Genomic DNA, 22242 nt, shown 5'->3' on the forward strand with positions numbered 1-22242 from the left:
AAGCCGGAGCTGTTATGCCAAGTCCTGTTTCCAAACTTAACTGGCAACACCTGCTAAAATCCGGAAACCGGATTTTTATTGGCTCCCATGCCGCGGTGCCGACCCTACTGATTGACGATCTGATTGCGAATGCCAAAAGCCTGCATGATATTGAAATTGTGCAACTGGTGACCCTGTCAGACAACAAATGGGCCAAACCCGAGTTTCAGCATTTATTTAAGGTCAATACCTTCTTTATCGGCGGCCATACCGTGCGTCAGGCTGTCGCTGAGGGCCGGGCTGATTACACCCCCTGTTTTATGACCGATATTCCGGCGCTGTTTACTGACGGCGTACTGCCGCTGGATGCCGCGCTGATTATGGTGAGCCCGGCCGATGAGCATGGCTATCATTCACTTGGTGTATCAGTTGATGTGATAGCCGCTGCAGCAAAGGCCGCCAAAACAGTGATTGCCCAGGTCAATCCGGCGATGCCGATCACTTACGGCCAGTCTTTTATTCATAAAGACGATATCGATGCTTTTTTCTATGCCGAGCAGCCACTACCGGAAGTCCAGCCTACCGAGCTGGATCCGCGCACTGAGCGTATCGGCCAGTATGTGTCGCTGCTGGTCGAAGATGGCGCCACTATTCAGCTCGGCGTAGGTAAAATCTGCGAAGCGGTAACCCGCTATCTGAGCAATCACAAGGATTTGGGCCTGCATACCGAGCTGCTGACCGACGGTGTACTGGAGCTGATTAAAAAAGGGGTGATCAACAACAGGCGCAAAACCTTTCATCCCGGCAAAAGTGTCACCAGCTTTTGTATCGGTACTAAGCAGCTGTATGACTTTGTGCACCAAAACCCGCATATCGGCTTTTATCCGAGTGAGTATGTCAATTCGCCCAGCAATATCGCCCGCAACGAGCGCATGGTCTCGATTAACAGTGCCATCGAAGTTGATCTGACCGGGCAGGTGGTGTCAGATTCAATTGGTCATCAGTTTTACAGCGGCGTTGGCGGTCAGGTTGACTTTAGCCGCGGTGCTTCAATGAGTAATGGCGGTAAACCCATTATCGCCCTGCCCTCGACCGCCAAAGATGGCAGTATTTCCCGCATCGTGCCGCATATCCGCGAAGGTGCCGGCGTGGTCACCAGCCGGGCGCACGTACACTATGTGGTGACGGAGTTTGGCGTGGCCTCGTTACGCGGCAAAAGTATCCGCGAGCGGGCGCTGGAGCTGATCCGGGTCGCCCATCCGAAATTCCGTAATCAGTTACTGGCTGAAGTCCGTAAACATTACTGGGTACCGCATTATCAGGTGCAAACCCCGGTCGAAGTACCGGAGCTGGGGCCTGTCGGCTTTAAAGAGCTGAGCGTAAACGGCGAGAGCTTTGATTTGCGGCCACTGAACCCTTCAGATGAACGGCGCTTGCAGGAGTTTTTTTACTCCCATACCAAAGAAACGCTGCAAATGCGCTATAACTCAGTGCCGACTCAGATGAGCCGCGAAAAATCCTGCACCCTGGTCAGCGTCGATCAGTCCAAGGATTTAGCACTGTGCATTGTGAAGCAAAAAGGCTCAGTCGTAGAGATCCAGGCCGTCGGCCGCTACTACCTGATTGAGAGCCAGAATAGCTGTGAAGTGGCCTTTGTTACCCGCGAAAAGTTCCAGGGCAAAGGCATGGCTAAGCGGCTGCTGGCAGAAATGATTAATGTGGCAAAAGCCCGCGGCCTGGCTTCAATGCAGGCCTATGTGCGCGCCGAAAACAAACCCATGCTCAAAGTATTCGAAAACGCCGGCTTTGTGCGCTTGCGTAGCGAAGATCCATCCGAAGCCTATTTAAAACTGGATTTAACTCCAGCAGGAGACAGCTGATGCCCATTACCATTTTCAGTCACCCCAGCTGTTACTACCATGAAAATGGCGTTGATCATCCGGAGTGTCCGGAGCGCCTGTCAGCGATTAATGACCAGCTGATCCGTTCCGGTATGGAATATGTGGTGATGCAGCGCGACGCCAGCCCCGCCACAAAAGAAGCGTTATATCTGGCACATGGCAAACGCTATGTCGATGAATTATTTGCCAAAGCACCAACCGAGGGCCATATCTGGCTGGATCCCGATACCATTATGGGCCCGAAAAGCCTGAATGCCGCCCTGCATGCCGCCGGCAGCGGTATCAATGCCGTGGATCAGGTAATGAAAGGCAGTAACGAGCAGGCCTTTTGCGCGGTGCGTCCGCCCGGTCATCACGCCACCCGCGAGCAGGCAATGGGCTTTTGTCTGCTAAATAATATTGCTATCGCGGCTGAGCACGCCCTGAATACCTATCAGCTAAGCCGGATCGCCATCGTTGATTTCGACGTACATCATGGTAACGGTACCGAGGATATTTTTCAGCACGAACCCAGAGTACTGTTTTGCTCCTCGTTTGAGCATCCACTATACCCTTACACCGGCGCCGACAGCAGTAACGAGCATATTATCAATTTACCGCTGGCCGGCGGCTGCCGCAGCGGCGCCTGGCGTGAGCAGGTGCAGCAACACTGGCTACCGGCCATTGATGCCTTTGCCCCACAACTGATCCTGATCTCGGCCGGCTTTGACGGTCACGCTGAAGATGAGATGGCGCACTTTATGTTGCGCGAAGAGGACTATCAGTGGATCGCCAGCGAGCTAAAACAACTGGCCGATAAACATTGCCAGGGCCGCATCGTCGCCATGCTGGAAGGCGGTTATGCGTTAAGTGCGCTCGGACGCAGCGTGGTGGCTTTTTTAAAAGGCTTGCTCTGAGTAACAAATTAGCTGCTAAGCTTAGAGGTATCATTTGGATATCTCTTTTCTATGCAATTGATTAAAAACTACTTTCCAGCTTTATCTTATCTGGACCCGGCCAGCGAGGCGGAGTTCCGGCTGTATCTGGTTGCCAGTACCCGCCATATTGCGCAGCGGCTGGCATTAGTCTGTGTGGCATTAATGCTGTTGTTTTCGATCACAGATATTCTGGTTGGCGACAGCTGGTACAGCCTGGGTAATCTGTCACGCTATACAGCGGCCGGCCTGATTTTACTTTATGCTCTGGCGAATAAAACACTCAACGCTGAGCAGTGGTTACAGGGTTGGCTTGGGATCTCAGCCCTGGTTATCTTATTATTAAGTATCACTTTTTATGGTTCATCACTCTACTACGGCAAATTAGGTGAAGGTGGCCCTATGGTCGTGGCTTTCGCCATTGCCGCCATTCCGATTTTTAACTTACAACAAAAAATCTTATTGTGGTTACAACTGGCCGCCGCAGTGTTATTCCTGAAATATTGCACTGCTATTGATACCGGCTGGTCCGTCTTTTATCTGGTGGTAACAACCTTGCTTTGCCTGAGCTGGCAGCGGCAATTCGACCGCTTGTTACGCAGCCAGTTTAAAACGGTAAGGCTGGAACAACAAAAAGCCGAAACCGATCAATTAACCGGTTTGCTTAACCGGCGTAGCTTCGAACAACGCCTGCAGCAAAAACTCCAGCAGTTGCCGGCAGATCAGCAATTATCCCTGGGGTTGTTGGATATCGATTACTTTAAACGCTACAACGACTTCTATGGTCATCTGGATGGTGATCTGGTTTTGGTACGCCTATCCCGGCTGCTCTCTGCCGATCCTAAGCTGCTGGTGGTACGTTTTGGCGGTGAGGAATTTATTCTGGTTGAGCAACATAATGCAGATATCAGCACCTCACTCCTACAATTACCAGACAAGCTGGCGGCAATGGCGATCCCGCATAAAAACTCACCCTTTGGCGTAGTCACCGCATCAATCGGTATTATCACCCTAAATTACCCGGCCAGCGGTTATCAGAGTGGTCAGTTGATGCAGCAAGCCGATCAGCTGCTTTATCAAGCCAAGCAGCAGGGCCGTAATCAGGCCCGGCAACAGTTTTTAAACTAGACAAACAGCCTTAATAGTTTAAAAATGCCCGACTATTTACTGACAAGGATTAAGTTTGCACAACACCAAAAAAATCACCACTATAGCTGCCGTTGCCTTTAGCTTAATGATTAGCGCCTGTAGCACTTACAGTACCCAACAAGGCGCCGATGATTTCTTTGACGGCGCGATCAACAATTCCAAGCAATCTCAGACGCAGTCGCCAACTGCGATTAATCAGGCGGAACCCTCGGCAAAGGCAGACACCCTGGCTGGGCTCGTTAATATCGGTTTTGGTTGGATCCGCTCCTTGTTCGTGGAAGAAAAAAACCAGTAGTGATGCCGTGATAGCTAGTTCGTGACAACGGGAAAAGCACCCAATAAAAAACCTGCCGCAGCAGGTTTTTTATTGGGTGGTGTTAGGAATTAACCTAACCAGACCCGGGCATTGCGGAACATCCGCATCCAGGGGCTGTCTTCCTGCCAGTCATCCGGATGCCAGGAATTGGCCACGGTGCGGAATACCCGCTCCGGGTGTGGCATCATAATGGTGACCCGGCCATCGGTGGTAGTCAGCGCGGTAATACCGGCCACTGAGCCATTCGGGTTTGCCGGATACTGCTCGGTAACCTGACCATAGTTATCAACAAAACGCAGTGCCACAGTACCGCTCTGGTTGGCAGCGGCAAAGGCAGCTTGAGAGGCAAACTCGGCATGGCCTTCACCGTGCGATACGGCAATCGGCATCCGCGAGCCAGCCATACCGCTAAAGAACAGCGACGGGCTTTGCTGGACTTCCACCAGGCTAAAGCGGGCTTCAAAGCGCTCAGATTTATTGCGCACAAAGTGTGGCCATAAATCAGCACCCGGGATCAGACTCTTCAGATTCGACATCATCTGACAACCGTTACAAACACCCAGCGCAAAGGTAGATTGCCGTTCAAAGAAGGTCTGGAACTCTTTGCGTGCCTGCTCGTTAAACAGCACTGACTTGGCCCAGCCCTCACCGGCCCCTAACACGTCACCGTAAGAGAAGCCACCACAAGCCGCTAAGCCGTTAAAGTCTTTTAGCGACACCTGACCGCTCAGAATATCGCTCATATGCACGTCAACCGCGCTAAAGCCGGCACGGTTAAAGGCAGCGGCCATTTCCAGCTGCGAGTTAACACCCTGCTCGCGCAGAATCGCGATCCTGGGTGCGGCACCTTTTAAAATCATCGGCGCGGCAATATCGGCATTCTGGTCAAAGGTCAGTTTGGCATGCAAGCCCGGATCCAGCTGATCGGCCTTGGCGTCAAACTCCTGCTTGGCGCCCGCCGGGTTATCGCGCAGGCTCTGCATCTGATAAGTCGTTTCGGCCCAGACGGTGCGCAGACGGCTGCGGCTATCGTTAAATACCACTGTGCCCTGCTGGCTGATCACAAAACGATCGCTTTGTTCAACTTTACCTACAACATGACTTAAGTCTGCCAGGTTATGTGTTGCCAGCACCTGCTGGACATAAGCCAGTTCACTGTCGGCAATCTGCAGCACCGCACCCAGCTCTTCGCTGAATAACGCCGCCAGCGCATCGCTACCCAGAGCGCTGATATCGGCGGCGATACCGGCTTTACCGGCAAAGGCCATCTCGGCCAGGGTGACAAATAAACCACCGTCGGAGCGATCATGGTAGGCAAGCAATTTCTGCTCGCGCGTCAGTTGCTGCATGGCATTAAAGAAGTTAATCAGTAGCTGTGGGCTATCCAGATCAGCAGGCTGATCGCCCAGTTGCTTATACACCTGAGCTAAACACGAGCCGCCTAAGCGGTTAGCGCCCTGCCCCAGATCAATTAACAACAGGGAGCTGGCACCTTTATCCGTGCGCAGCTGTGGCGTCACGGTTTTACGGATATCTTCTACCCGGGCAAAGGCGGTGATAATCAGCGACATAGGCGCGGTAACGGCCTTATCTTCACCATCCTGTTGCCAGCGGGTTTTCATTGACATCGAGTCTTTGCCCACCGGGATCGTCACTTTTAGTGCCGGACACAGCTCTTCGCCGACCGCTTTTACTGCCGCATATAAACCGGCATCTTCGCCCGGGTGACCGGCGGCGGCCATCCAGTTGGCAGAAAGTTTAATCCGGTTTAAGTCGCCAATATCTGTGGCAGCAATATTAGTAATAGCTTCCGCTACGGCCAGACGGGCCGAGGCAGCAAAGTCCAGCAAGGCAACCGGCGTCCGCTCACCCATCGCCATGGCTTCGCCATGGTAAGTATCATAACTGGCGGCAGTGACACCACAGTTCGCCACCGGCACCTGCCAGGGGCCCACCATCTGATCGCGCGCAACCAAACCCGTTACCGTACGATCACCAATAGTTACCAGGAAGGTTTTCTCGGCAATGGTCGGCAAACGTAATAAACGCTCAGCCGCATCGGCAAGCGTAATAGCAGAGCGATCTAAAGGCTTAGCCGGCGCTTTTAAGCTTTGCACTTCGCGGTGCATTTTTGGCGCCTTGCCCAGTAACACGTTTAACGGCAGATCAATCGGCGTATTGCCAAAGTAACTGTCGCTCAGCGTTAAATGCTGTTCAGCAGTGGCTTCACCCACTACCGCATAAGGGGCGCGTTCACGTTTACAGATGGCTTCGAATACCGGCATTTTGTCGGCCGGGATCGCCATTACATAGCGCTCCTGCGATTCGTTACACCAGATTTGCAGCGGCGACATGCCAGGCTCATCGTTCGGTACATTACGCAGCTCGAACTTACCACCGACACCGCCGTCGTTTACCAGCTCCGGGAAGGCATTGGATAAACCGCCGGCACCAACGTCATGAATAAAGACGATAGGGTTGTCCTGGCCCAGCTGCCAGCAGCGGTCAATCACTTCCTGACAACGGCGTTCAATTTCCGGGTTATCGCGCTGTACCGAAGCAAAGTCCAGATCTTCATTCGACTGGCCTGATGCCATCGAAGACGCCGCACCACCACCCAGACCGATATTCATCGCCGGGCCGCCTAATACCACCAGCTTGGCACCCACTGGCAAATCGCCTTTTTGGACGTGCTCTGCGCGGATATTGCCCAGACCACCGGCAATCATAATCGGCTTATGGTAACCACGAACTTCTTCGCCGTTATGACTGTGTACCTTTTCTTCATAAGTACGGAAATAACCGTTGATCGCCGGACGACCAAATTCGTTGTTAAAGGCGGCGCCACCCAGTGGGCCTTCCAGCATAATGTCCAGTGCGGTAACAATGCGCTCCGGCTTACCAAAATCACTTTCCCACGGCTGTACAAAGCCTGGAATACGCAGGTTAGACACAGAGAAACCCACTAAGCCCGCTTTGGGCTTAGAGCCAACGCCAGTGGCACCCTCGTCGCGGATTTCGCCGCCCGAGCCGGTTGCCGCCCCCGGATAAGGCGAAATCGCCGTGGGGTGGTTATGGGTTTCTACCTTCATCAGCACATGAATTGGCTCATGATGATACTGATACTCGCGGCTAGCCGGCGTCGGGAAGAAACGACCGGCTTCAGAGCCAACCATCACGGCAGCGTTATCTTTATAGGCTGATAACACATAATCCGGTGTTTGCTCGAAGGTATTTTTAATCATTTTAAACAGCGATTTAGGCTGTTTTACGCCATCGATGGTCCAGTCGGCGTTAAAAATCTTGTGCCGGCAGTGCTCAGAGTTGGCCTGCGCAAACATATAGAGTTCAATGTCGTTCGGGTTGCGACCGAGCTGCTGAAAATTGCTGACCAGATAATCAATTTCATCATCGGCTAAGGCCAGACCCATCGTCTGGTTGGCCTGTTCCAGTGCCGCACGGCCACCGCTCAGAATGTCCACCGAGCTTAAAGTACCCGGCTCGGCCTGCGCAAACAGCGCGGCAGCCTGCTCCAATTCGGTAAACACCGCTTCCATCATCCGGTCATGTAACAGGCTGGCCAGTTGTTGCTGCTGAGCCGCGGTTAAGGCTACGGCGTCAACATAATAGGCAATACCACGCTCTAGGCGTTTTACCGTTGGCAGGTTACAGTTGCGGGCAATATCGGTGGCTTTGGAAGACCAGGGAGAAATAGTGCCGGGGCGTGGTGTCACTAACAGCAACAAACCGCTGGGTTGGTGGCTGGCAATGCTCGGGCCGTAGGTTAACAGTTGATCCAGCACCTGGCGCTGTTCGCTGCTAAGTGGTGCCGATAAATCAGCAAAATGCATATATTCGGCATAGATACCGTTAACCGGTAAATTTTGCTGGGCACAAAGATCGAGTAACTTTTGAATTCGGAATTCGGACAGTGCAGGTGCACCACGCAGGATCAACATAGGCTATTTTCCGTTGGTTGAACGACAGTGGAACCTAGGACGTGCTGACGTTTGCTACTTGTTTTTGCAGCAAACATCAACACGCCTTAAAAGGCGCCACATTATAAAGAAAATTCGCGCTAAGTGATATGTGAAAAGGCTGGCTGTGACTAAGAAGTTTGCGGTAACATCGCAAAATCGTCTAAACCGGAACTGATTATGCTGCGATTATGGTCTGTGCTTTGCCTGAGCTTGCTGTTACTGGCCTGCTCTAAGCCATTGCCAGAGCAAACAAATCAGCTGGCTGACATTTATCAGCGCGGTCAATTACGGGTTGGCATCCTGCATGGCCCGACCAGTTACTATATTGGTGTCGATGGCCCTACCGGCTTTGAGTATGAGTTGGCTAAGGGGCTGGCCGATCGCTTAGGCGTTGAACTGCAACTGTTCCCCAGCTTCGATTTAGATGATTTACAAACCAAGCTGAAAAATGGTCAGGTTGATTTTATTGCCGGCGGCCTGACACTCACCCCGGAGCGCACCCAAAAATTCCGGGCGGCACCGGCCTACCGCTGGATTAACGAACTGTTGGTGTTTCGCCAGGGCAACAACTGGCCGCAACAATTAACCGACCTGACTGAGCCAGTGATTGTCTCCGCTCACAGTAGCCATGCGGAAACCCTGAAACGACTCAGTGCAGAGATTCCGGGGCTGAGCTATCAGGAAGATCCGGAGCTGGATGCCGACGAGCTACTGCAAAAAGTGGTCGATGGCAGTATCAACTATACGCTGACAGACTCTAATCAGCTGGCAGTTAACCGCCGTTTATTCCCACAGCTGACGATTGGCTTTACCGTCAGCGAAAACTTACCGGTGGGCTGGTTACTGCCCAAAACCCTGGACGACAGCCTGTTTAGCGTGCTAATCGAATACTTTGGCCACGTGTATCAAAACGGCGATTTGGTTACGCTGGAAGATCGCTATTTTGGCCATGTTGAGCTGTTTGACTATGTCGATACCATCCGCTTTATCCGGGCTATCGAAGACACCCTACCGGCATTCCGGCATTGGTTTATCGAATATGCCGGCGACCTCGACTGGCGCCTGTTAGCAGCGCTGAGTTACCAGGAATCGCACTGGAATCCGAAAGCCCGCAGCCCTACCGGGGTACGCGGTATGATGATGCTAACCATGCCCACTGCGCGGCAAATGGGAGTACAAAGCCGGTTGGATGCCGAAGAAAGTATTGCCGGGGGTAGCCGTTATCTGCAGCTGCTGCTAAACCGGATCCCGGAGCGGATCCCGATGCCAGACCGGCTGTGGTTTGCGCTGGCGTCGTACAATATTGGCTGGGGTCATCTGGAAGATGCCCGGCGCCTGACGCAGCGTGATGGCGCCGATCCGGATAAATGGTTGGAAGTAAAACAGCGCTTGCCGTTGCTACGGCAAAAATCGGTGTACCAACATACCCGCTTTGGTTTTGCCCGCGGTGACGAAGCCGCACTCTATGTTGAAAATATCCGCCGCTATTACGATACGCTAGTGGGTGTAGATGAGCGGCAACAATTAGAGCAGCGTCAGGAACAACAGCGGCAACGACTGGTCGAACAAAGTGAGCAAGTTGCCGAGGCGCCGCCCCTGTCACAATAAATTCATCTGGGGTGCTTGCAGCCCGCCAGCCCTGCCCATATTATTCACAACAGTGTAAAGAACAGGATAAGTCTATGCTAAAAAAGAAAAAGCCGGCGCTAAAACGCCGCCGTCGCTTACTGGATGTGGCATCCAGCCGCCGCCGGATTAAGCGCAATCTGCAAATTAAAAAGGTACATCACCGCCGCCGCAGTTTTATTGCTTACTTTCAACATCTGGTTGAAGCGCCTGCTGTTTAAGCTGTTTTTTCTCGGCCCGCCGGCGTTGAAAAAACGCAGACAACATGGCGGCACATTCCTCAGCCAGCACCCCGGCCGTTACCTCTAACTGATGATTAAACTGCGGGTAGCGTACTAAATCGAGCACCGAGCCTGCGGCACCGGTTTTATAATCAGCCGCCCCGTAGACCAGACGTTTGATCCGGCTGTGTACCAGTACTCCGGCACACATAGTGCAAGGTTCCAGCGTAACATAGAGCGTACAATCGAGCAGCCGATAGTTGTCCAGTACCTGGCCAGCCTGACGTACCGCCTGCATTTCAGCGTGCGCCGAGGGATCATTCAGACTAATCATCTGGTTCCAGCCTTCAGCAACGATCTGCTGATCTTTAACCAATACCGCCCCGACTGGCACCTCGCCCAGCTGTTCCGCCCGCTGTGCCAGCATCAGAGCATGGCGCATCCACTGTTCGTCAGTCATAAAGCCTTACAAAAATTCACTTTCTTTGGCCAATTTTACCACTAGACTATGTTTAAACTGACTAAATATTTGAATATTACACTAAGCACTATCACAGAATATAAAGCAATCTGATATTAATCAGCAGCTTAAAATAATGGCATCGTGCTTGCTTTCCTTACAAAAAAAACAGCAAGGAGATAATAATGGGTCCATTTGAAATTGCCGCTATCGCCATTATTGGTGGCCTGGGTTACGCAGCCTACGAAACGCATATGAAAACCAAAGGCAAAGCCTGTAAGGCTGATATCGAAGCCTTACAGGCAGAAATTGCCAAACTGAAGGAACGGGTGGGCACCCTAGAGAGTATTGTTACCGACAAGTCCTATCAGCTAAAAGAGCAGATTAACAAGCTCTGACAGCACCATCCTACAACCTCCGGAACGGGCTGCTTACTGCAGCCCGTTTTTTTGCTGTAACAGCCCAGACTTTAGCGCTGTCACAAGCCCAGACGCTGGCCCTGCCGCTGACTGCGTGCTCTGATAAAGATTTTCGCTACTAATTGGTTAATTTCGCTAAGCCAGGTGGTCTAAAATCTCTACAGCGATAAATGGCACAACTTAAACAATTGATATTTAACAACTATATTATTGGCATACTGTTTGATTACCTTAAGCTAACCTGAATCAATAGCTCGAACAAAAGGATCTTAGTATGAACAGAACAATCGTTATTATTTTATTAGTCGCCGTGGGTATTTACTGCTTACCAAGCTTAATCGCTATTGCTGCGACCATCTTTGGCTTATTAATTGGTCTGGTCGGTGCGGTCATTGGTATCGGCCTGACTTTGTTATTCACCGTATTACCCCTGGTGATCCTGGGTTACCTAATTTGGTGGCTGGTGCGTGATAACAAACGTAGCCGGCAGTATTAAGCAACACCGGTAGCACTAACTAACAAGCCAGAGGCTGAACCTGCATTCAGCCTCTGCTCCTCGCAGAATATTTAGGCTCTGGCCAGACGCTTTAACCGCAGCAGATCCCGTACCAATTCATATCCCGGAAAACAGGCAGTAATCAACAGCGTTACCACTATGGTGCGCTGCAGATAATCCCACTCAAAAACATAGGGCAAGGCAGCCATGTTGATCTCCAGTAACGGCCCACTGACAGCCAGATACAGCAAAATCAGCACCAGCGCGCTATTTAGCGCCACATTCGCGATCAGCAGCGGGCGATTCCAGAAGCGTTGTTTTAGTTGCCCGATATTCAGCACTATGCCGGCCAGCAACACCGGTGTACACCAGGTGAGAAACTGCCGTGCCGGTTCAGCCAGACTAATACGCTGCGCTTCCAGCTGCTCTGGGGTAAACCAAAGCGGATACCAGATCAGCACCAATAAAAAGGCATAGGTGCCAAGATCGGTAAAAATATTCTGCAGCGAAATCGTCTGCCAGCCCGGCTCCACTGCCGGTAACTGCCGCGGATGCCAGTTCGGTGTCGTTTTAGCCGCTGCAGCCGGCTCCCGCGATAACAACATATAAGTCACCGTAATCGCAGTAAATGCCAGACAGGCATCGCCGATAAAGCCACTGGCAACGCTTTTCAGATACAGCAGCAAACCAAACTGACTGTGCAACCAGGCGCTGGTACTGGCGATAATTTGCAGGACAAACAAAATCCCCAGCACCATATACAGGGTATAGCGGTACACCGGCATATAGCTCAGGCTGATTAACGGCTGCGGCGGCACAAATTGCTGGGCTACATCACGTGGATGCCCCATTTGTAGCAGCACGGCAGCACTGTCGTCGTCGCTAAGCTCACCTTTTTGCTCCGCCAGCGCATCCAGCTGATCCCGGATATTGGCATTCAGTTCACGACCAATTTCATCGCGTTTATCCTCGGGTAACTCGCGCTGCACCGCAGCAATATAACGTGTTACTAAATCCATTATGCTGTCTCCTCTGGCTTTACACCCAGTAAGTTACTCAGGGCGCCATTAAGCTGTTGCCATTCATCGGTTAACTGCCCAAGCAAGCTGTGGCCGCTGGCAGATAGCTGGTAATAACGCCGCTCCCGCCCTTCGCCTTGCTGCCATTCACTGTCAAGTAACCCCTGCTCTGCCAGACGGCGGATCAGCGGATACAGGGTGCCTTCATCAATCTCAATACCGTTGTCGTTAAGCTGTTTGCGCAGCGAATAGCCATAATGCGCTTCTTTCAGCGACGCCAGCACCGCCAAAACCAGCACCCCGCGGCGCAGTTCCAGCCGAATTTTGTCCAGTTGCGATTGTGTCATCTTTTGCTCCTGATACTGTGCACCGCATACTGTGTGCCACACAGCTATATACTAGGTGGCGCATAGTATAAAAGCAAGGGGGATAATAATTAAAAATTGCACTACTGGCCCATATGGGCTATTTTTAATAGGCCATATGAACCAAAAAGGGCTCAATGATGACTGTCAGCGCAGTGAAAAGCTTTAAACCCACACCGCTGTACCAACCGAATTTTTGGTATAGCCTTGGTATAGAAGATGAGGCAACGTCAAAAAATGCCGCTATTCATCAAGGCTTTAAACCAGAGGTCTATCGTAACATTCTGGCGAAAGCTCGGTTGTCACAAACCGAGTTTCACCATGTTACCCTGATCCCAATCAGCACCATTAAGCGCCGCCTGAAAAATGGAGAACGTTTCAACACGCAGGAAAGTGACGTTATGTACCGCCTGGCACTGCTGATCAAACTAGCGACCGAGCTTTTTGGCAATGAACAACGCGCTCTGGCCTGGTTGCGTGAAAGTGTGTATGGCCTGAATGGCAAGCGGCCATTAGATATGATTGCGACCACTGTCGATTTTGAAACGGTTAAAGAGTTAATCGGCCGGCTCGAACACGGCGTGTTTTCTTGATGCAACTGTATCGGCTGACCCAAAAAAAGTTCGCCGAGGCGCCCTTCAATCCGCAAGGCGCAAAATTATTTGGCGGGCGCTGGAACTCAAAAGGCACAGCGGCGCTGTATTTCGCTGCATCTGAATCGCTTTGCATACTGGAAGTTTTTGTACACCTTAATCACGACCCTGAGGTTATTCAGCAATACGATCTTTACCGCATTGAGTTACCCGACGAGCTGATTATCCCGTTAGATAATTCAGTTCTACCACCTAACTGGCGGGCAATACCGGCGCCGGAACAGACGCAACTGATTGGCGATCAATTTCTTAACGCCGAAAACCCCGAGTTCGCCGCACTCCAGGTCCCCTCAAGTATTTCGCCGCGAGACCGTAACTACCTGGTTAATCCACAGCACCCGCTGCTACCTGCTATCCTCGCCAAAGCCGAAAAACTTGAATTTAGTTTTGATGCACGGATCTTCAGATAGCTTAATACACCAAACCCAATATAGCTCCCGGCCCCAACTCCGGTATGCTTGCCGTACCGCAGTCGCCATCTGCGATAGTGGGATAAGCACCTTTAGTTGATGTCGCTCTATCATGTTGTGAGGAGAGGCTGCTTTGAACGTGAAACAGGAATTCAACACAATATATAACTGTCATACCTAAAACTTCGTGGCGCCCAATAGAAAAACGAGCTAATATAAGACCATAATTAAGGTCAAAATAGAGGTTTTCATGCGTCAGGTATTAGCTGACTTTTCTGTAAGCATTTCAGAATTAAAGAAAAACCCCTCAGCCTTGCTCGCTCAGGCAAGTGGTTCACCGATAGCGGTGCTAAACCACAATAAACCTGCAGCCTACCTGATTCCAGCAGAGACCTACGAGGCTCTGATGGATATGCTCGAAGACTATGAATTGGCGCGGCTTGTTGAGGAACGTCGTGGTGACAAGGATAAAGCTATAACGGTGTCGCTGGATGACTTATAAGCTGCGATTTCTTCCGGCTGCGCTTAAGGAATGGGAAAAGCTTGGTGCCCCGATCAAGAGTCAATTCAAGAAAAAACTGGCGGAGCGATTAGAAAATCCCAGAGTACCTGCTGATAAGTTAAGTGGCTATGAATCAGTGTACAAAATTAAACTTCGCTCTGCTGGATATCGATTAGCCTATGAGGTTGTTGACGATGAACTGTTTGTGTATGTAATTGCCGTAGGTAAGCGGGAAAAGGGTAAGGTTTATTCGTCTCTCAAAAAGCGAACCTAAGATCTAATAGAGCAAGCACTACAAACAATTGCAACAGACACCGTTTGAACTCATTATTTTAAATAAACCGAATGCCCGCATTGATTTATTTGCGGACATTCAGTTTTGGTAGCAAACACACAGCTTGCGGACGCGGGGATCTGGCAATGCCCTATTTTCCGACGGCCAAATGCTGGAGCTGCGGGCTTTCTCGCGCACTGTTAGCTTTAGCGCTTAAAACACATAGATAAAGCCGATGCCAACCTCTGCTTCAAAGTCACCACGGGCAATCGGGCTTTTGCGGACAGCACTGCTAAAATGCTCATACAGTGCCTCACCATAAATCTGCCAGTTATTGTTTATGTAGTGACGATAATTGTAATTGATACCGACAGAGCGATAACCGCCGCTCATATTGGTTGCGGCTAAACCTGATGCCGCCGACTGCTCAGCGGTGATGCCGAAATCTTTATTGGCATATTTACTATCGTGAAATACTGCAACAATATTCACCTCTGAGCCCGAGCCATCAAACTTCTCGCCAAAGCGGCGACCCACACCAAACAACCCCAGGTTACCATCACCGCCGGTGACAAGCCGGCCAACCAGCCAATAGCGCCAATCCGCATCAAAGGCGCGACGGGTTTGCAGCACTAATTCAAAGCCCTCATCACTGTCACCGAGCCCATCCAGATAACCTTTTTTTGAATCACTCTCTGCACGACCTTCGTCAAAGCCAATAAGGGCTTCAAACAACCAGGTATCCGCACGTAAGCCACGCCACCCTATGGCTTCACCGACCCAATAGAACACATCATTACCGCGCCGCCATTGTAAGCCCCCTGCCGGTTCAAGCTCCAAACCAAATTCGTCTGAACCCTCGTAGGCAGTTTCGTATTCAATACCCGCACCTAACGCGAAACTCCAGCCATCTTTACCCCGACTAAAATCATCAATAGATGGCAAGGGCACCAAAGCGGTTCTTGTTTCTTGTGCGCTCGCTGCCGGCAACAGCAGGCTATGCATAACAAGGGCGGTACCTAACACTAGTAATTTCTTCATAAAATTCTTTCCTATGCCAATTTAGCAAAATGCCAACTTATCTATACATTAGCGTTTACGGATTTTGTTGCGTAAAGATCACTGTTTGTCATGTTTTTAGCGTGGTTCTGGTATCGACTCCGGTGGGCGCTGTTTGCGTTACGTTGAAAATTGTACCTTTTTTGGGTTGAACTTTAATTCGGAGCATGGTAGTTTGCGCCCTTTTTTTGAAAAGGATAATAAATAATGAAACTAAATCATGCTGTTGCAATATTAATGGCTCTATTGCTTTCTGCTTGTTCGGTTAGGTTGGGGCAGTTTACTGCGGCGTCTACACACAATGTTCGTGGATTAGACTATTCTACAGAGCAAGGCACACTAACAAAGACTGAAGGGGAGACCTGTCTCCATACTGTCATCATTTTTCCTGTAGGCAAACACGATGATCGTATCCAACGAGCTATGGACAATGCTATTAGCAACGGCCGTAGCTCTGGCATTGATGGTGATTTACTAGTCAATGTCCGTATTGAGATGAACAGATGGTACATACCTTTAATTTACGGTCGTGATTGTATGCGTGTAGAAGGTGATTTAATTCATTTAAATCGCTGATTAACGTGATATAGCATATATCTGTAATAACAGATTTCGGAATTTCAGATATCTTCACTTAGATTTTTTCTTAATAAGTTATGAAACAAGTGGTGTCGAGTAAATGCCTGCTGTGCTTGGAGGTCGCTCGCCACTACTTCGTTGTAGGTTTCAAGATTCTTGCGACAGACCTCCCGCGTTAACCTATGTTTTCAGGCACGTTAATAGCACTAACTTTATATAGTATTTGGCAAAAGTTACCCTAACTTCTGATGCTGGGTATGTTGCGCATTTAATAGTCTGTTTGACAGTTCTGCTTAGCTCTGTGTACTGTTTCTAATAGAAATAATTATACTTTTATAGTGAAAAGTATACTTCTTACACCTAACCGCAAAACCACCTATTACGCTATTATTGCCACTAACCACTGGGCTGGCAGCGGCCAGCAAAGCACACTAAGGAGTCTGGGATGCGGATACTAGGTTGCGTTTTATTATTACTGGCACTTACCGGCTGCAATAAAAATGAAGTGGGAGATGTGTCGTTGGGGCTCTTTACTACCAAAGATATCAAACTGGATGCTTTTACTGATCCTATCGTCAGCGGCGTAACCTGCCATGTATCCAGTATTGAGGCCAATCTGGATTTTTCGGATCCTTCGGATAGCGCTATCTCTTGCCGGCAAACCGGGCCTATTACCGCAGAGATGATTGCTAAAATCGATAAAAGCAAAAACGGGGAAGTGCTTTTCACTAAATCGAAAAGCGTATTTTTTAAAAGTATGAAAATCCGCCGCATCTACGATGTGCAGAATCAAACCCTGATGTATCTGTCTTATTCAACCAAGGAAACCTCGGGTAGCTTTAAGCATGGCCTGTCAACGGTACCACTGTGGGGGACCGAGGCTTATACCGCTCCGAGTGTTGCCCGTTAAGCTCGGTGTTCCTGTCACTCTCGCAGGATCGACTTCGGTGCGGCAAGCGTAGCGGAGTTGTGCTGATAGTGGCGGCAAAAATCTTTTGACGCTCACCTTGAAAGCGATTGCTGCTGTACCAATTTCAGCCAAACTGCGTAAGCTATCACGGAGATACCATGTCAAATATTGTTGAGTTATTAAACTGGCGCTATGCCACTAAGAAAATGAATGCGGCCGAGCAAGTGCCGGCAGATAAACTGGAGATTATCCTGGAAGCGATTCGTCTTAGCGCCAGCTCCAGCGGGTTACAGCCCTATCAGGTGTTAGTGATAACGGATCCGGCAATCAAGCAGCAAATCCGTGCGGTGGCCTGGGATCAGTCACAGGTAACCGATTGCTCGCATTTGTTGGTGTTTGCTGCCTGGGATAACTATACCGCTGAACGGATCAATATGATGTTTGATCTGGTTAACGAGCAGCGTGGCTTTAAAAACGAAGGCTGGGAAGCCTACCGGCAGAAACTGCTGGCGTACTATCCGCAGCGTCCGGCAGAGCAAAATTTTGAGCATGCTGCCCGTCAGGCCTATATTGGCCTGGGTTCAGCGCTGCTTGCTGCGGCAGAGCAGCAAGTCGATGCGACACCGATGGAAGGCTTTGAACCGGAGAAAGTGGACCAGATCCTTGGCTTGGCAGCCTCAGGTTTAAAATCGGTGCTGTTATTACCGCTGGGTTATCGCGCCGCCGAGGGTGACTGGCTGGTTAACCTGAAAAAGGTGCGACGCGCTAAAGACGAGTTTGTTTCCTACCGTTAATTTATTTATCGCTATCGCAGGATCGACTCCGGTACGGCTAGCATACCGGAGTCGTAGTGCGAGCATACCGGGGTCGCGATGCTGGGCTAGGTTTTTAGATAGCGGGCAAACCAATCCAGGGTGCGTTGCCATGCCAGTTTGGCAGCGGCTTCATCGTAACGGGGTGTAGAATCATTATGAAAGCCGTGGTAAGTGCCGGGATAGAAATGGGCTTCGAAGGTTTTATTAGCGGCTTTTAGTGCTGCTTCTACCGCCGGCCAGGTTTCGTTGACTCTGGGGTCGTTCTCCGCAAAGTGATATTGCAACGGCGCCTTGATTGGCGCTACGGCGGCCGGATCTGCCTGCCGGCCATAAAAAGGTACTGCACAGGCCAGCTCTGGATAAGCAATAGCCGCTGCATTACAGACACCGCCACCATAACAAAAGCCGGTGATGCCGACTTTATCGGTGGTTAGCTCGCTGCCCATTAAAAATTCAAGCGCAGCGAAGAAATCGTTTAACAGTTTTTGTGGATCAACCTGACGTTGCAAGGCCCTGCCCTCGTCATCATTGCCCGGATAACCACCAACCGAACTTAAACCATCCGGCGCCAGCGCCACATAGCCGGCTTTGGCTACCCGCCGTGCCACATCTTCGATATAAGGATTCAGGCCACGGTTTTCATGTACCACCAGCACGGCTGGCGCGGGCTGCTCCAGCTTGGCCGGTCGCACCAGGTAGGCGCGCACTTTACCGTGCCCATTGGGTGACGGATAACGGATATAGCTGGCGATAATATCGGGGTCGTTAAAAGAGATCTGCTGCGCCAGCGCATAATTCGGGCTTAACGCGGACAGAAGCGCAACCGCCGTCATTGAGCCAACGGCAAATTTAGCCGCCTGCTCTAAAAAATCACGCCGGCTTAATTTGCCATGCACATAAAAATCGTACAGCTCAAGTAATTCCGGGCTAAAGTCGGCGGCGGTTAAACGTGGCATAGTGCTCTCCCTGGATGCGTTATTCGCTAATGCACAATAATAGCGCAATATTTGCGCAATAAACGCCGTGCTGTGGCTGCCGGTTCAATCTGCTGTACCCTATTGCGACCAGTAGCCTGCAGCCGGCGGCTGATGGCAATTGACCGCGATGATGTGGTAGCTAGTGAGTCACACTACAGCTCGCTGTTGTCGCCTGAGCGGTAATTTGTTGCTCACTATCTATAATATTGGCATCGTCAGGCGCCAGCTGCCGCGCAGCTTTGATCAGTTCCAGCGCCTGCGCTTTGCAGCCCAGCTCGCTCAATACCAAAGCATAATTATTTAAATAGGCTGGTTGCTGTTTGGCCAGCGGCAGACCCTGAGCAAACCAGGTCGCAGCCTCGGCCGGTGCTAGTGCTAGTGCTAAAAAATGATTACCCAGTAGAAAATACGGTAGCCAGTAATCCGGCCACTGTTCGGTGGCGCTGATGAGCGCCGCAACACCAGCTTCAGTTTGCCTGGTTTGCAATAGGTCCTGACAGGCTCGGGTATAAAGAAAGGGGTCCAGCAGCGCGCTGGTGCGCCCGGGCGGCAACATTGCCAATAGCCAATAGTTAGCTCTTTGCCAGGTCCGCTCAAAGGTAGCCAGCGGAAGCCGGTATTCGGCGGTGAGACCGCTATGCAAAATCATCTCGCGCCGATCCAAATCATAGCCAATGACAACGGCGTAGTGCCATTGCGGCAACCAGCTAAGACCATTGTTTTGCAGCACAATTACCGGGATTTTCTCGTCAATTAGCTGCAGTAACTGGCTTAAACTGCTGCGCTGTTCATAAGCGACAAAGCCCAGTTGGCGGCTGGCAGCGGCCATTTCAATTTGCAGGCTGCCCTGCAGCCCTGGCGTAAAGGTGAGACTGGCAATACTATCGGCGCTGTGCTCTACCCCATAATAGGCAGCCACTTCTGAGAGCGTGGTTGGGCCACAAAAATAGTCTTGCTGTGGATAAAAGGGTACTGTGCTAAGCAAAGCCTGACGGCTGATGGCCGGTGGCTCAGCCAGCAGTTGCCGGCTTTGCGGTGGGCTTTGACACCCTGATAACAGCAGTAGTAATAGCAAGAGGCCAGCCTTTAGGCTGGCCGCTGCGATTTGCGCCGGCATTACCTGGAACGGATAGGACGGATAAAGGGATAAACGTCGGTCAGGCCCATCAGATCCAACACTGCCACAACCACCAGCACGGTGACGATAGTACCGACAACACCGCCCGCCGGCATCTCATGTAACTGGCTATTCAGCGCAGCCAGTTCCGCATCGGTCATATTGGCAATACGCTGGGCGGCGTCTTGCTGGCTAACACCCAGCTGTACCAGTTTTTGCTGCACTTCGGCCGTATCGAGGAACGACAGTACCTGCTGCTTATTATAATGGTGTTGCTGCTTGGCAATAACCTGCTCAGAGCTGACCACAGCGGCAGACGCCTGGCTCAAACCAAACGTCAGGCTGGCGGCCAGTAAAGTTGCGGTAATTAGCTTAGCTTGCATTTCGGTATCCTTGTAGTTAATAACAGAATCTGCAACAGCAACAACTAAGATAGTTCTGCGCTGCTGAACCCTAACTGACTGAGATTAGACCAATAAAAACCAAGCTGCAAGGAAGGAACAGGGTCCTCGGCAGCGTCGCTGCCGAAGACCTTAGCGCGCCGCGGCGCGCTGACAGATCACTTATCGTGATGTAAACGCATATGCGGGAACAGGATCACATCGCGGATTGAAGCGGCGTCAGCCAGCAACATCACTAAGCGGTCGATACCAATACCCTGACCTGCTGTTGGTGGTAAACCGTGTTCCAGCGCGGTAACAAAGTCTTCATCGTAGAACATGGCCTCATCATCGCCAGCATCTTTTTGCGCGACCTGCTCGCGGAAGCGCTCGGCCTGATCTTCGGCATCGTTCAGCTCGCTAAAGCCGTTACCCAGTTCACGGCCACCGATAAAGAATTCAAAGCGGTCGGTGATCTCCGGGTTATCGTCGTTACGCCGCGCCAGCGGGGATACCTCGGCCGGGTACTCGGTAATAAAGGTCGGATGCCGCAGCTTGGTTTCCACCAGCTCGTCAAACACTTCCATTAAAATACGACCATGGCCATAGTTGGCTTTCACTTCAATCCCCAGTGATTTTGCCAGCTCAGCCACCGACTCACGGGTTGCCAGCTGCTCTTTCGTGATCGACGGGTTGTAATGCAGAATCGATTCTGTAACCGACATCCGCGCAAACGGCTTACCGAAGTCAAACACCTCACCCTGATACGGCACTTCAGTGCTGCCCAGTACGTCCAGCGCTAAGCCACGGAATAACTTTTCAGTTAAATCCATTAAGTCGTTATAGTCGGCATAGGCCCAGTAGAATTCCAGCATAGTGAATTCCGGGTTATGCCGGGTCGACACGCCTTCGTTACGGAAGTTACGGTTTAACTCAAACACCTTCTCAAAACCGCCAACCACCAGCCGCTTTAAGTACAGCTCGGGCGCAATGCGCAGGAACATTTGCATATCCAGCGCATTGTGGTGGGTTTCAAACGGCCGTGCCGAGGCACCGCCCGGAATGGCTTGCAGCATTGGCGTTTCGACTTCTAAAAAGCCATGCTCGTTAAAGAAACGGCGGATATAGGCCACAGTTTTGCTGCGCACCAAAAAGGTTTTACGTGATTGCTCGTTCGAGATCAGATCCAGATAACGCTGGCGGTAACGCGCTTCGTTATCAGTTAAACCGTGGAATTTGTCTGGCAGTGGGCGCAGTGCTTTGGTTAATAAGCGGATTTCCGTCGCCCATACCGTCAGCTCACCGGTTTGGGTTTTAAATAAATAACCTTTTACGCCAAGGATATCGCCCAGGTCCCATTTTTTAAACTGGTCGTTATACAGGCCTTCCGGCAGGCTGTCGCGCGCCACATACACCTGAAACTTGCCGCCCATATCCTGCAGCGTACAGAAGCTGGCTTTACCCATAATACGGCGGGTCATCATCCGGCCGCCCAGGCTCACTTCTACCTTGTTGGCTTCCAGCTCTTCTTTGCTTAACGCATCGTACTTGGCATGAATTTCATCAGAGATATGCGCCCGGCGAAAATCATTCGGGAAGGCAATGCCCTGCTCGCGAATCGCCGCCAGCTTATGTTTTCGCTCAGCAATCAGTTTGTTAACATCCTGAATTTCTTCATGTTGGTTATGCTGTTCAGACATTTGTTGATTCCTGAGTGAGTT

General features: G+C 51.0%; 24 protein-coding genes. 15 read left to right on the forward strand and 9 right to left on the reverse strand.

Going from position 1 to position 22242, the window contains the following annotated elements:
- Positions 1-14: 14 nt before the first annotated feature.
- The 4 genes from AJE_RS05305 to AJE_RS05320 are packed head-to-tail and all read left to right on the forward strand — an operon-like array spanning position 15 to position 4238.
- Positions 15-1859 (forward strand): bifunctional acetyl-CoA hydrolase/transferase family protein/GNAT family N-acetyltransferase, encoded by a 1845-nt coding sequence (locus AJE_RS05305; RefSeq protein ID WP_008949986.1) that lies wholly within the window; start codon positions 15-17, stop codon positions 1857-1859.
- On the forward strand, positions 1859-2776 hold the full coding sequence (locus AJE_RS05310) for a histone deacetylase family protein (protein WP_008949987.1): 918 nt from the start codon (positions 1859-1861) through the stop codon (positions 2774-2776). The genes AJE_RS05305 and AJE_RS05310 overlap by 1 nt, the downstream gene beginning before the upstream one ends.
- A gap of 51 nt (positions 2777-2827) precedes the next feature.
- On the forward strand, positions 2828-3922 hold the full coding sequence (locus AJE_RS05315; protein WP_008949988.1) for a GGDEF domain-containing protein: 1095 nt from the start codon (positions 2828-2830) through the stop codon (positions 3920-3922).
- 55 nt (positions 3923-3977) lie between these two features.
- Positions 3978-4238 carry a hypothetical protein gene (locus tag AJE_RS05320; RefSeq protein WP_008949989.1) on the forward strand — a complete coding sequence of 87 codons (261 nt, stop codon included), beginning with the start codon at positions 3978-3980 and terminating at the stop codon, positions 4236-4238.
- A gap of 89 nt (positions 4239-4327) precedes the next feature.
- On the opposite strand, the gene purL is transcribed toward AJE_RS05320, so the two are convergent.
- A complete protein-coding gene (gene purL / locus AJE_RS05325; RefSeq protein WP_008949990.1) occupies positions 4328-8218 on the reverse strand; it encodes a phosphoribosylformylglycinamidine synthase in 3891 nt (1296 codons plus the stop codon).
- A gap of 198 nt (positions 8219-8416) precedes the next feature.
- Between purL and mltF the strand changes: the two genes are divergently transcribed.
- Entirely contained in the window at positions 8417-9847 is a 1431-nt protein-coding gene (gene mltF, locus AJE_RS05330) for a membrane-bound lytic murein transglycosylase MltF (protein ID WP_008949991.1), read from the forward strand.
- A 74-nt stretch (positions 9848-9921) separates the two neighbouring features.
- Positions 9922-10086, forward strand: a complete 165-nt coding sequence (locus AJE_RS18610) for a hypothetical protein (protein ID WP_008608916.1) — start codon at positions 9922-9924, stop codon at positions 10084-10086.
- Here AJE_RS18610 and tadA read toward each other — a convergent pair.
- Positions 10043-10546: a tRNA adenosine(34) deaminase TadA gene (gene tadA / locus AJE_RS05335; RefSeq protein WP_008949992.1), complete on the reverse strand. Its 504-nt coding sequence runs from the start codon at positions 10544-10546 to the stop codon at positions 10043-10045. The two genes, AJE_RS18610 and tadA, sit on opposite strands and share 44 nt — an antisense overlap.
- Before the next feature lie 185 nt (positions 10547-10731).
- Between tadA and AJE_RS05340 the strand changes: the two genes are divergently transcribed.
- A complete protein-coding gene (locus AJE_RS05340) occupies positions 10732-10944 on the forward strand; it encodes a coiled-coil domain-containing protein (protein ID WP_008949993.1) in 213 nt (70 codons plus the stop codon).
- Positions 10945-11239: 295 nt separating this feature from the next.
- Positions 11240-11461: a hypothetical protein gene (locus AJE_RS05345; protein ID WP_008949994.1), complete on the forward strand. Its 222-nt coding sequence runs from the start codon at positions 11240-11242 to the stop codon at positions 11459-11461.
- Between the two features lie 71 nt (positions 11462-11532).
- On the opposite strand, the gene AJE_RS05350 is transcribed toward AJE_RS05345, so the two are convergent.
- Both AJE_RS05350 and AJE_RS05355 read right to left on the reverse strand, forming a co-directional pair.
- On the reverse strand, positions 11533-12480 hold the full coding sequence (locus tag AJE_RS05350) for an HAAS signaling domain-containing protein (RefSeq protein WP_008949995.1): 948 nt from the start codon (positions 12478-12480) through the stop codon (positions 11533-11535).
- Positions 12480-12827: a PadR family transcriptional regulator gene (locus tag AJE_RS05355; RefSeq protein ID WP_008608924.1), complete on the reverse strand. Its 348-nt coding sequence runs from the start codon at positions 12825-12827 to the stop codon at positions 12480-12482. The genes AJE_RS05350 and AJE_RS05355 overlap by 1 nt, the downstream gene beginning before the upstream one ends.
- Before the next feature lie 155 nt (positions 12828-12982).
- On the opposite strand from AJE_RS05355, the gene parS reads away from it, so the two are divergent.
- The 4 genes from parS to AJE_RS05375 all read left to right on the forward strand — a co-directional run bounded on the left by parS (position 12983) and on the right by AJE_RS05375 (position 14684).
- Positions 12983-13438, forward strand: a complete 456-nt coding sequence (gene parS, locus AJE_RS05360) for a type II RES/Xre toxin-antitoxin system antitoxin (RefSeq protein ID WP_237709311.1) — start codon at positions 12983-12985, stop codon at positions 13436-13438.
- On the forward strand, positions 13438-13908 hold the full coding sequence (locus AJE_RS05365) for an RES family NAD+ phosphorylase (RefSeq protein WP_008949997.1): 471 nt from the start codon (positions 13438-13440) through the stop codon (positions 13906-13908). Before parS ends, AJE_RS05365 begins: the two co-directional genes overlap by 1 nt.
- 250 nt (positions 13909-14158) lie before the next feature.
- Positions 14159-14410: a type II toxin-antitoxin system Phd/YefM family antitoxin gene (locus AJE_RS05370; RefSeq protein ID WP_008608928.1), complete on the forward strand. Its 252-nt coding sequence runs from the start codon at positions 14159-14161 to the stop codon at positions 14408-14410.
- Positions 14400-14684, forward strand: a complete 285-nt coding sequence (locus AJE_RS05375) for a type II toxin-antitoxin system RelE family toxin (protein ID WP_008949998.1) — start codon at positions 14400-14402, stop codon at positions 14682-14684. Before AJE_RS05370 ends, AJE_RS05375 begins: the two co-directional genes overlap by 11 nt.
- Before the next feature lie 213 nt (positions 14685-14897).
- Here the strand turns inward: AJE_RS05375 and AJE_RS05380 are convergent, their stop codons facing one another.
- Positions 14898-15725 (reverse strand): MipA/OmpV family protein, encoded by an 828-nt coding sequence (locus AJE_RS05380; RefSeq protein ID WP_008949999.1) that lies wholly within the window; start codon positions 15723-15725, stop codon positions 14898-14900.
- Between the two features lie 225 nt (positions 15726-15950).
- Here AJE_RS05380 and AJE_RS05385 point away from each other — a divergent pair, with 225 nt between their 5' ends.
- From AJE_RS05385 to AJE_RS05395, 3 genes are all read left to right on the forward strand, one after another.
- The gene (locus tag AJE_RS05385; protein ID WP_008950000.1) at positions 15951-16319 is read left to right on the forward strand and encodes a hypothetical protein; all 369 of its coding nucleotides are present in this window, start codon (positions 15951-15953) and stop codon (positions 16317-16319) included.
- Between the two features lie 448 nt (positions 16320-16767).
- Positions 16768-17232: a CreA family protein gene (locus AJE_RS05390; RefSeq protein WP_008950001.1), complete on the forward strand. Its 465-nt coding sequence runs from the start codon at positions 16768-16770 to the stop codon at positions 17230-17232.
- A 158-nt stretch (positions 17233-17390) separates the two neighbouring features.
- Complete coding sequence (locus AJE_RS05395; RefSeq protein WP_008608933.1) at positions 17391-18026, forward strand: NAD(P)H-dependent oxidoreductase; 636 nt, start codon at positions 17391-17393, stop codon at positions 18024-18026.
- Positions 18027-18112: 86 nt separating this feature from the next.
- Here AJE_RS05395 and yghX read toward each other — a convergent pair whose 3' ends face one another.
- The 4 genes from yghX to lysS form a co-directional block, all read right to left on the reverse strand.
- Positions 18113-19003, reverse strand: a complete 891-nt coding sequence (gene yghX, locus AJE_RS05400) for a YghX family hydrolase (RefSeq protein ID WP_008950002.1) — start codon at positions 19001-19003, stop codon at positions 18113-18115.
- A 160-nt stretch (positions 19004-19163) separates the two neighbouring features.
- Positions 19164-20141 carry a PA2778 family cysteine peptidase gene (locus AJE_RS05405; RefSeq protein WP_008950003.1) on the reverse strand — a complete coding sequence of 326 codons (978 nt, stop codon included), beginning with the start codon at positions 20139-20141 and terminating at the stop codon, positions 19164-19166.
- Positions 20141-20524: a PA2779 family protein gene (locus tag AJE_RS05410; protein ID WP_008950004.1), complete on the reverse strand. Its 384-nt coding sequence runs from the start codon at positions 20522-20524 to the stop codon at positions 20141-20143. The genes AJE_RS05405 and AJE_RS05410 overlap by 1 nt, the downstream gene beginning before the upstream one ends.
- Positions 20525-20700: 176 nt before the next feature.
- The gene (gene lysS, locus AJE_RS05415) at positions 20701-22221 is read right to left on the reverse strand and encodes a lysine--tRNA ligase (RefSeq protein ID WP_008608940.1); all 1521 of its coding nucleotides are present in this window, start codon (positions 22219-22221) and stop codon (positions 20701-20703) included.
- Positions 22222-22242 lie beyond the last annotated feature (21 nt).

Source organism: Alishewanella jeotgali KCTC 22429 (assembly GCF_000245735.1).
GTDB classification, from domain to species: domain Bacteria; phylum Pseudomonadota; class Gammaproteobacteria; order Enterobacterales; family Alteromonadaceae; genus Alishewanella; species Alishewanella jeotgali.

Coding starts and splice junctions, on each gene's coding strand:
- AJE_RS05305 (WP_008949986.1), top strand. CDS start 15: ATGCCAAGTCCTGTTTCCAAACTTAACTGGCAACACCTGCTAAAATCC.
- AJE_RS05310 (WP_008949987.1), top strand. CDS start 1,859: ATGCCCATTACCATTTTCAGTCACCCCAGCTGTTACTACCATGAAAAT.
- AJE_RS05315 (WP_008949988.1), top strand. CDS start 2,828: ATGCAATTGATTAAAAACTACTTTCCAGCTTTATCTTATCTGGACCCG.
- purL (WP_008949990.1), bottom strand. CDS start 8,218: ATGTTGATCCTGCGTGGTGCACCTGCACTGTCCGAATTCCGAATTCAA.
- mltF (WP_008949991.1), top strand. CDS start 8,417: ATGCTGCGATTATGGTCTGTGCTTTGCCTGAGCTTGCTGTTACTGGCC.
- AJE_RS18610 (WP_008608916.1), top strand. CDS start 9,922: ATGCTAAAAAAGAAAAAGCCGGCGCTAAAACGCCGCCGTCGCTTACTG.
- tadA (WP_008949992.1), bottom strand. CDS start 10,546: ATGACTGACGAACAGTGGATGCGCCATGCTCTGATGCTGGCACAGCGG.
- AJE_RS05340 (WP_008949993.1), top strand. CDS start 10,732: ATGGGTCCATTTGAAATTGCCGCTATCGCCATTATTGGTGGCCTGGGT.
- AJE_RS05345 (WP_008949994.1), top strand. CDS start 11,240: ATGAACAGAACAATCGTTATTATTTTATTAGTCGCCGTGGGTATTTAC.
- AJE_RS05350 (WP_008949995.1), bottom strand. CDS start 12,480: ATGGATTTAGTAACACGTTATATTGCTGCGGTGCAGCGCGAGTTACCC.
- AJE_RS05355 (WP_008608924.1), bottom strand. CDS start 12,827: ATGACACAATCGCAACTGGACAAAATTCGGCTGGAACTGCGCCGCGGG.
- parS (WP_237709311.1), top strand. CDS start 12,983: ATGATGACTGTCAGCGCAGTGAAAAGCTTTAAACCCACACCGCTGTAC.
- AJE_RS05365 (WP_008949997.1), top strand. CDS start 13,438: ATGCAACTGTATCGGCTGACCCAAAAAAAGTTCGCCGAGGCGCCCTTC.
- AJE_RS05370 (WP_008608928.1), top strand. CDS start 14,159: ATGCGTCAGGTATTAGCTGACTTTTCTGTAAGCATTTCAGAATTAAAG.
- AJE_RS05375 (WP_008949998.1), top strand. CDS start 14,400: ATGACTTATAAGCTGCGATTTCTTCCGGCTGCGCTTAAGGAATGGGAA.
- AJE_RS05380 (WP_008949999.1), bottom strand. CDS start 15,725: ATGAAGAAATTACTAGTGTTAGGTACCGCCCTTGTTATGCATAGCCTG.
- AJE_RS05385 (WP_008950000.1), top strand. CDS start 15,951: ATGAAACTAAATCATGCTGTTGCAATATTAATGGCTCTATTGCTTTCT.
- AJE_RS05390 (WP_008950001.1), top strand. CDS start 16,768: ATGCGGATACTAGGTTGCGTTTTATTATTACTGGCACTTACCGGCTGC.
- AJE_RS05395 (WP_008608933.1), top strand. CDS start 17,391: ATGTCAAATATTGTTGAGTTATTAAACTGGCGCTATGCCACTAAGAAA.
- yghX (WP_008950002.1), bottom strand. CDS start 19,003: ATGCCACGTTTAACCGCCGCCGACTTTAGCCCGGAATTACTTGAGCTG.
- AJE_RS05405 (WP_008950003.1), bottom strand. CDS start 20,141: ATGCCGGCGCAAATCGCAGCGGCCAGCCTAAAGGCTGGCCTCTTGCTA.
- AJE_RS05410 (WP_008950004.1), bottom strand. CDS start 20,524: ATGCAAGCTAAGCTAATTACCGCAACTTTACTGGCCGCCAGCCTGACG.
- lysS (WP_008608940.1), bottom strand. CDS start 22,221: ATGTCTGAACAGCATAACCAACATGAAGAAATTCAGGATGTTAACAAA.